This window comes from Frankia sp. CcMO1 (assembly GCF_977945845.1).
Genome location: NZ_CDWTMG010000239.1, coordinates 1 through 7,394, shown reverse-complemented (window position 1 = coordinate 7,394; position 7,394 = coordinate 1). Strand labels below are relative to the sequence as shown.

Here is a 7,394-nt window from a genome sequence, read left to right as displayed (position 1 = left end):
GGTCCAGAGGGCGGCCACGCAGGGACCGGGCGTGATCCGGTCCGCGGCTTCGCTCGCGGCGGCGGCCGGCGTCCTGGCGGACCTCCCGGACGACGCGCACCGGCACGCGGGCGCGCTCGACCGCCCCGCCGTCCCGGGTCTGGCCGAATGGGAGACCACCAACCTGCACACCGTCGCGACGGCGCTGACCTGGGTCGCGGCGCTGCGGGAGGAGACCCGCGGGGGGCACTTCCGGGAGGACTTCCCGGGCGAGGACGCCGGCTGGCGGGGACGGCTGGTCAGCCGGGTCGACGACGACGGCGTGTTGACGACGTCGTTCGCGCCCCTGGCCGGTGGGCCGGCGTTGCCGTGGCAGGTGGGTCGGCGGGCGGGCCGGCAGGCGGGTCAGGAGGCGGGTCAGGAGGCGGGTCAGGAGGTCTCGAAGGAGTGAACGTGCATCGGTGGCTCGACGAGCCGCGCACCGCGTGGCAACCGGGGGTGCGTGAGGCCCTGGTAGAAGCCGGCTTCGATCCCGCCTGGGTGCGCGCCCTCGTGCTGCGGGCCCTCGACGAGGATCTCGGCGGGCGGCCGGACCGCGGCCACCGCACGGCCGGACACGACATCACCACCGAGGCGACGATCCCCGAGGAGGCCGAGGGGGAGGCGCATATGGTGGCCCGCGGCGACGGGGTCGTGGGCGGGCTGCCGCTGCTGCCCGTGGTCCTGGCCGAGGTGGCGGCGTGGCTCGGCCTGCCGGTGCCGTACGCCGACGTCCTGTGCCGGGACGGCGACCGGGTGCGGCGCGGCGACGTGATCGCCGTCCTGCGCGGCCGGACCCGGGTGCTCCTGGTCGCCGAGCGGACCGCGCTCAACCTCCTTTCGCGGGTGTCGGGGGTGGCGACGCACACGCGGTCGTGGGCGGACGCGCTGGAGGGGACCGGGGCCCGCGTGCTCGACACGCGCAAGACGTCGCCGGGGCTGCGCATGCTGGAGAAGTACGCGGTGCGGTGCGGCGGCGGCACGAACAAGCGGATGGGCCTCTACGACGTCGCCATGATCAAGGACAACCACAAGATCGCGGCCGGTTCGATCACGGCGGCGTTCGTGGCGGTGACGGAGCGCTTCCCGGGTGTGGACGTCCAGGTCGAGGTGACGACGCCGGAGGAGGCCGTCGAGGCGGTGACTGCCGGCGCCCGGTTCCTGCTGTGCGACAACATGGGGGCCGACGTCCTGGCCGAAACCGTGGCGAAGGCCCGGGCCGCGGCACCGTCGACGGTGGAGCTGGAGGCGACCGGGGGGCTGACGCTGGAGGTCGCCCGGGAGTACGCGGATACCGGCGTCGACTACCTTTCGGTCGGCGCGCTCACGCACTCGTCGCCGGTGCTGGACATCGCGCTCGACCTGGCCTGACGCACTCACCAAGGTTTGCCCACGCAATCGGTGTGATCCGGCCGCGCGGAAACGTTTGAGCACGCCCAGAACGTGGGCGAACCTCGCCACGGCGACGCCGTGTCAGGTCATCCCGATCAGCCGTTCGTAGAGGTTGCGCAGCGACTCGGCGATCCCCACCCGCTCCTTCCAGCGCTCGGTGGGGTCGGCCCGCCACGGCGTCTCCTGCGACCTGGCCGCCAGCAGCGCCTGCCGGATGCTCGCGACGTCGGGTGCCGCCGAGCCCGCGGCGCCGTCCTCGGTCGCGTACGTGAAGGACGGGCGCTGCGCCGCGGCATGGCTACCGGCGGGCAGCACCAGCCGGGTACCGAGGTCGTGGCACGCCTCGGGCCAGATCGAGTGTGACCCGTACAGGGACGGCACGACCGACACGTCGAGCGAGAACAGGTGGTCCCACAGCTGGGAGTCCGTCATCGGCCGGTGCGTACGGAGGACGCCACCCGAGGCCTCCACGACCTTCTGGATCGCGCTGACGGTCGCCGGCGCGTAGCGGGAGGAGTCCGGATCGCGCAGGTGCTCGTGCAGGTGGACGATCAGCCGCACGTCCTTCACGTCGGTGGCGGCGGTGGCGAGCGCCCCGACGAAGGACAGCGGGTCCCCCGGCATCCGCATGCTGCCGAGGTGGGTGCCCACCAGCCAGGGGCCGCGGCGCTGCGGCGGGTGCACCCGGCGCATGCGCACGAAGTCCACCACGTGCGGGTGCGGCAGGACGGCCGCCTCCACGCCGAACCGCGCCCGCAGCTCGTCCGCGGCGGACGCCGTCAGCGTCACCAGCGCGTCCGCGGACTTCACCAGGACCTCGAGCTGCTCCGCGTAGTGCTCCGTCTCGGCGCCCGAGGGGTCGTGGAGGTGGTAGGCGGTCACGACGAGGGGTGTGCCGGACTCGCGGACGACGTCGACGGCCTCCTTCACCTCGGTCGTGCCCATCCGCGCCGGGACGCCGTGCACGTGGACGACGTCGACGTCGTCCAGATGCGCTGCGAGCCAATGCTTGTCGAACTGGGCGGGCGGCCGCGGGGCGGCGCCCGGTGGGGGCACGGTGGGGCGGTGCACACCGTCCACGCCCTCGGGATGGCCAAGGTGACGTACGTACAGGCCACGGCCGGGCAACGCCGCGACGGTGATGATCTCGCGACCTTCCCACTCCGGGCTGGCGCGGCGACGACGGCGGGACGGAGACATGGCAGCCGTTCGCGACTGGCGGCGATCGCCGTTCGACGCTGGGGTCGCTCCGCTGCTGGGCGACAGCGTCACCATAGTGGTCATCCCCTCCATCAGACCCCCGCCGGGGTGTTCCGTGACCGCCCGGATCGGGCCGGACGCTCGATCTCCGTCGTCCAAGGGTGCCATCTGAGATCGCGATCCGCGCGGCGAGCGCTGATGCTGCGAGCGGTGACGGTACGGACGGATCCGGTCGGGTACAGGGCCCGCAATGGCCCGTCGGCACGACGTGGCCGGACACGAAGGAGGGGACCCCGGTGAGCGCGAGGGAATTCGGTCGTCAACTGCTGACCCGGTTGCTGACATACACGATGGACGCGGTCCCGGGCGCGATCGGAGCCGGCCTGAGCATCGCCGGCGGCGAGGACGGCGCCCCGCATTCCACCGCGGCCGTCGGCGTGGCCACGGACCTGGATCCTGGGCAGTGGTCGGGCACCACCGGTCCGATCTGGGACGCCTTCCGCAGCGGCCGCGTCGTCGTCGTCCCCGACCTCGAGCGCGACAGCGCCTCGGAGATCGACGAAGCTCTGCAGATCAGTTTCGAGGCCGGGCCCCCGATCGGCCTCGGGACGTTTCACGGAGGTGGTGCGGCGGAGCCGGCGAGCGGCCGCCACATACTCGGCATGGAGAAGGCCGGCGGCGAGGCCGCCCACGTCGCCGACGCCGTCCGCGGTGCCGTCTTCTCCAGCGGGGAGTGGGGCGGTGAGCTGCCGGTCGTCCTGTCGGTGTACCTGGACCGGGTGCCGGAGCCGGCCACCCTCCAGGAGATCGACCGGCACGAGCCGGTGCTGACCCAGGCGCTCGCGGTCGTGGAGTACTGCGCCGGTGAGGAACTGCTCGCCGAGCAGATGGTGCAGATGAACCAGTACCGCCGGGTGATCGAGCAGGCCAAGGGCCTGATCATGGGGGCCGTGGGTACCGACTCTTCGGCGGCGTTCGAGACCCTGTCGCGGGCGAGTCAGCACTTCAACGTCCGGCTGCGGTCCCTCGCCGTGGCGCTCGTGGAACACGTGAGCGGTGCGGAGGCGGAGCACCCCGAGGATCCCGAGCTCGTGGTGCACCCGACCGCCACCGACCGGAAGGTGGCCGCCCGGGTCTGGGCCGCCCTCACCGCCGGCCAGTATCTGCCCAGCGGCAGGACGACCGGCTCGAGCGCACCCGAGCTCCCTCGGATGCCTCTTCCGTGAGCGAGGTAGCGGCCGCGGGCCGTGTCTGGACCGAGGGCACTCCGCCGGGCACACCGGAGCACCACCCCGGGCGGCTCCTCGCTACGGCGCGGAACTCCAAGACAGCCTCCGAAAGGCGACCGAGGTCGGCGAGCGGGCGAGTCCGAACGAGCAGATACGACTCGAGGTGCATAGATCACAATCCTGGCTAGCGTCTATGAAGCGGGTCACGACGGTGGCCTGGATCCTCGCTGGTGGAGGTTGAGATGGCCCTGTTGCTGTGGCTCGTTGCAGTCGTGCTGGTGGTGTCCGGCATCGTGTCCCTGCTCCGGGGAGAGGTCCTCTGGGGTGCCGTCCTGATCATCGTGGGCCTTCTCGTGGGTCCGGGAGGCGTGAGCGTCTTCAACGTGTAGACGCGCGGCCGGCCAGCAGGCCCAGAGGGTTCGCCCCCGTCGCCGGCGTGGTCGGTCACGGGGGTGGGCCTTCGCCCTCGTCCCACGCCCGAGCGCCTGTTGCTTGCCACGGCACGGACCCATGAATGCAGGCTCTACGCTTTGACGTCGTGACTGAACAGCCGCCGACGGGCGCCGCGGCGCCACGGGACGACGCCGAGAACCTGCCGGAACAGATGCGCGTCCGGCGGGAGAAGCGCGAACGGCTCCTGTCCGGCGGCGTCGAGCCCTATCCCGTGGACGTCGGCCGGACCCACACGCTCGGCGAGATCCGCGCCGCGTACGGGGAACTTCAGGCGGACGAGAGCAGCGGCGAGGTCGTGACCGTCGCCGGCCGGGTCGTCTTCCTGCGGACGAAGGGCCGGCTGTGCTTCGCGATGCTCCAGGACGGGGACGGCACGCGGCTGCAGGTCATGCTCTCCCAGGCGGCGGTCGGGGAGGAATCGCTGGCGGCCTTCAAGTCGGACGTCGACCTCGGCGACGTCATCGCCGTCCACGGAGAAGTGCTCTCCTCGCGCACCGGTGAGCTTTCCGTGATGGCCGCGAGCTGGGTCATGGCCGGAAAGGCGCTCCGCCCGCTGCCCGTTCTGCACAAGGAACTGTCCGAGGAGACGCGGGTCCGGCAGAGATACGTCGATCTGATCGTACGCGAGCAGGCGCGTGAGATCGTCCGGGTCCGGGCCGACGTCATGCGTTCACTCCGGGATTCCTTCCACCGGCGCGGCTACCTCGAGGTTGAGACGCCGATGCTCCAGGTGTTGCACGGAGGTGCGACCGCGCGGCCCTTCGCGACGCACATGAACGCCTTCGACATCGACCTGTACCTGCGCATCGCCCCGGAGCTTTTTCTCAAGCGGTGCATTGTGGGAGGAATCGACAAGGTCTTCGAGATCAACCGGAACTTCCGGAACGAGGGCGCCGACTCCTCGCACTCGCCCGAGTTCACGATGATCGAAGCTTACGAAGCGTATGCGGACTACAACTCCATGGCTACGTTGACGCGCGAACTCGTGCAGGAGGCCGCGGTCGCTGTGCACGGATCGACCACTGTCACGCTCGCGGACGGCACGGAATACGACCTGGGCGGTGAGTGGGCGCAGACCACCGTGTACGGCTCGTTGTCCGCCGCTCTGGGTGAGGAGATCGGTCCCGATACGCCGCGAGAACGATTGGTGTCGTTCGCGGAGAAGCACGATGTGCAGGTTCTAGAACGCTACGGGCCGGGAAAGCTGGCCGAGGAGTTGTTCGAGGTGCTCGTCGTCCCGGGGCTGTACGAACCGACGTTCGTGCGTGACTATCCCGAGGAGACCGCCCCGCTGACCCGCGCGCACCGGACGACGCGCGGCGTCACGGAGAAATGGGATCTCTACATACGGTCCATGGAACAGGGCACCGCGTACTCGGAGCTCGTGGACCCCGTCGTCCAGCGCGAACGGTTCCTCGCCCAGGCGCGCCTGTCGGCCGCCGGTGACGACGAGGCCATGCGGCTGGACGAGGATTATTTGCGGGCAATGGAGTATGGCATGCCCCCCACCGGCGGCATGGGCATGGGCCTTGACCGGCTGCTGATGACCCTCACCGGGCACGGGATCCGCGAGACGATCCTGTTCCCTCTGGTGAAGCCCGAGTAAGAGGTTCCGCGGATAGGGGGGTGCGGGCAGGGCGCGGGCAGGGCGTGCCCCGGCATCCCGGTGGGCGGTGTCGTCGTCGCCCGTGGCTCCGTCACGGGCTCCTCCTCGGCCTTGCGGTGCATCCCGCCGGGCCCTTGCTCGCTACGGCGCTGAGTTCCTAAACAGGCTCTCGGGTTTCTCCTTCCTTACGTCCCGCCTGCCGCGGCGCGTGGATTGAACGTGAAGGCACGGCGGAGGGACCCCGCCGGGGCGCGTCCCGCGACGGTGTCTACCCTGGAGGAGTGAACTTCGTGCTGGCGATCGTGCCCTCGCTCGGGACGTTGTTCCTTTTCTGGCTGGCAGTTCGGGCGATGATCCAGGCCGACCGATCGGAACGCGCTGCGCAGGCCCGAATGTCTCAGGCCGGTCACGAGGGTTCTGAAGGTTGATGCCCGCCCGGGCGACTAGGCCGAACCGGTGAACCCTTGTGAGAAACCGACAAAGGTCAAGGGGAGCCTCGTGGGTACCGATAGAGAAATTGACTGTGCGGCGGCCGTGTCCAGTTGACACGCGCAAATGCCATAGTCAATGATTCGGGCAACAGCGCTTAGGCCGCGGCTTTGGCGGCCCGGTACCAGTGGCTTCAGGAGAATTCATGGCCCAGAAGGTTCAGGTCATTCTCGTCGATGACATCGACGGGGGTGAGGCGGAGGAGTCGGTCTCCTTCGCATTGGATGGCGTGAACTACGAGATCGACCTCTCGGAGAGCAACGCCACAGCGCTGCGCGAGGCGCTCGCGCCCTGGGTGGGGCACGCACGCCGCACGGGTGGGCGGGCCAGTGGCCGGCGAGGAGCATCGAAGAGCAGGTCGGCCGTCAAGACCGACCTGGGGGATGTCCGCGCCTGGGCGCGCGACAACGGCTTCCAGGTGAGCGACCGCGGCCGCGTCTCGGCCGAGGTGATGTCCGCCTACGAAGCCGCTCACTGATCAGGCGATGGAAACGGGGCCCGGCCGAGCGGCCGGGCCCGTTTCTGATCAAGGACTCCTGCGACAGGGGATTCCCGAGGAGAGCCACGCAAGACCCTGAGACCCTGCCCAGGACAGGCTCTGAGATCAGGGCTGAGATCACGGCTCCGTGGTGGAACTCCTCCACCTCCGGCTCGGCACGCCCGCATCCAAATCGGGCGGGCTGCCCGATTTGCTCCGCTCGGTGCGCCCCGTGCCCGAATCGTCCACGATCATGGTGGATTGGGCGTTCCGATCGGGCCCGAGTCGGTCCCGACTGCATCACGAGTCTCGTACGTCGCATCGACCCTGGGCGTGTCCGCCCGGAGCGAACACGTGGCCGGTGGGCGGGTACTGAGGAACACGAAAGGTCAGCGTCCCGTTGGCCGATGTGGAGTTGGGCTGGTCTCACCGTGCGAGTGCAGGGTGTTTCTGTCCGTAGCCACAGATAGCATCGATAGGGTTACATCGAGACTCGCGTCTCGCCCGCCCGAACGCACGAGGAGCGCTG

General features: G+C 70.1%; 6 protein-coding genes and 1 pseudogene. 6 read left to right on the top strand and 1 reads right to left on the bottom strand.

Going from position 1 to position 7,394, the window contains the following annotated elements; translation table 11 throughout:
• Both AC08OU_RS20535 and nadC read left to right on the top strand, forming a co-directional pair.
• Positions 1-430 (top strand): annotated as a pseudogene (locus AC08OU_RS20535) (L-aspartate oxidase); the annotation flags it as partial.
• Between the two features lie 2 nt (positions 431-432).
• Positions 433-1,389: a carboxylating nicotinate-nucleotide diphosphorylase gene (nadC, locus tag AC08OU_RS20530; protein WP_476605583.1), complete on the top strand. Its 957-nt coding sequence runs from the start codon at positions 433-435 to the stop codon at positions 1,387-1,389.
• Between the two features lie 102 nt (positions 1,390-1,491).
• Here the strand turns inward: nadC and AC08OU_RS20525 are convergent, their stop codons facing one another.
• A complete protein-coding gene (locus AC08OU_RS20525; RefSeq protein ID WP_476605582.1) occupies positions 1,492-2,610 on the bottom strand; it encodes a glycosyltransferase in 1,119 nt (372 codons plus the stop codon).
• A gap of 296 nt (positions 2,611-2,906) precedes the next feature.
• Here AC08OU_RS20525 and AC08OU_RS20520 point away from each other — a divergent pair, with 296 nt between their 5' ends.
• From AC08OU_RS20520 to AC08OU_RS20505, 4 genes are all read left to right on the top strand, one after another.
• Positions 2,907-3,836: an ANTAR domain-containing protein gene (locus AC08OU_RS20520; protein WP_476605581.1), complete on the top strand. Its 930-nt coding sequence runs from the start codon at positions 2,907-2,909 to the stop codon at positions 3,834-3,836.
• Between the two features lie 245 nt (positions 3,837-4,081).
• Positions 4,082-4,228 carry a GPGG-motif small membrane protein gene (locus AC08OU_RS20515; RefSeq protein ID WP_476605580.1) on the top strand — a complete coding sequence of 49 codons (147 nt, stop codon included), beginning with the start codon at positions 4,082-4,084 and terminating at the stop codon, positions 4,226-4,228.
• A 149-nt stretch (positions 4,229-4,377) separates the two neighbouring features.
• On the top strand, positions 4,378-5,898 hold the full coding sequence (lysS, locus tag AC08OU_RS20510; protein ID WP_476605579.1) for a lysine--tRNA ligase: 1,521 nt from the start codon (positions 4,378-4,380) through the stop codon (positions 5,896-5,898).
• Between the two features lie 634 nt (positions 5,899-6,532).
• Complete coding sequence (locus AC08OU_RS20505; RefSeq protein ID WP_476605578.1) at positions 6,533-6,865, top strand: histone-like nucleoid-structuring protein Lsr2; 333 nt, start codon at positions 6,533-6,535, stop codon at positions 6,863-6,865.
• Positions 6,866-7,394 lie beyond the last annotated feature (529 nt).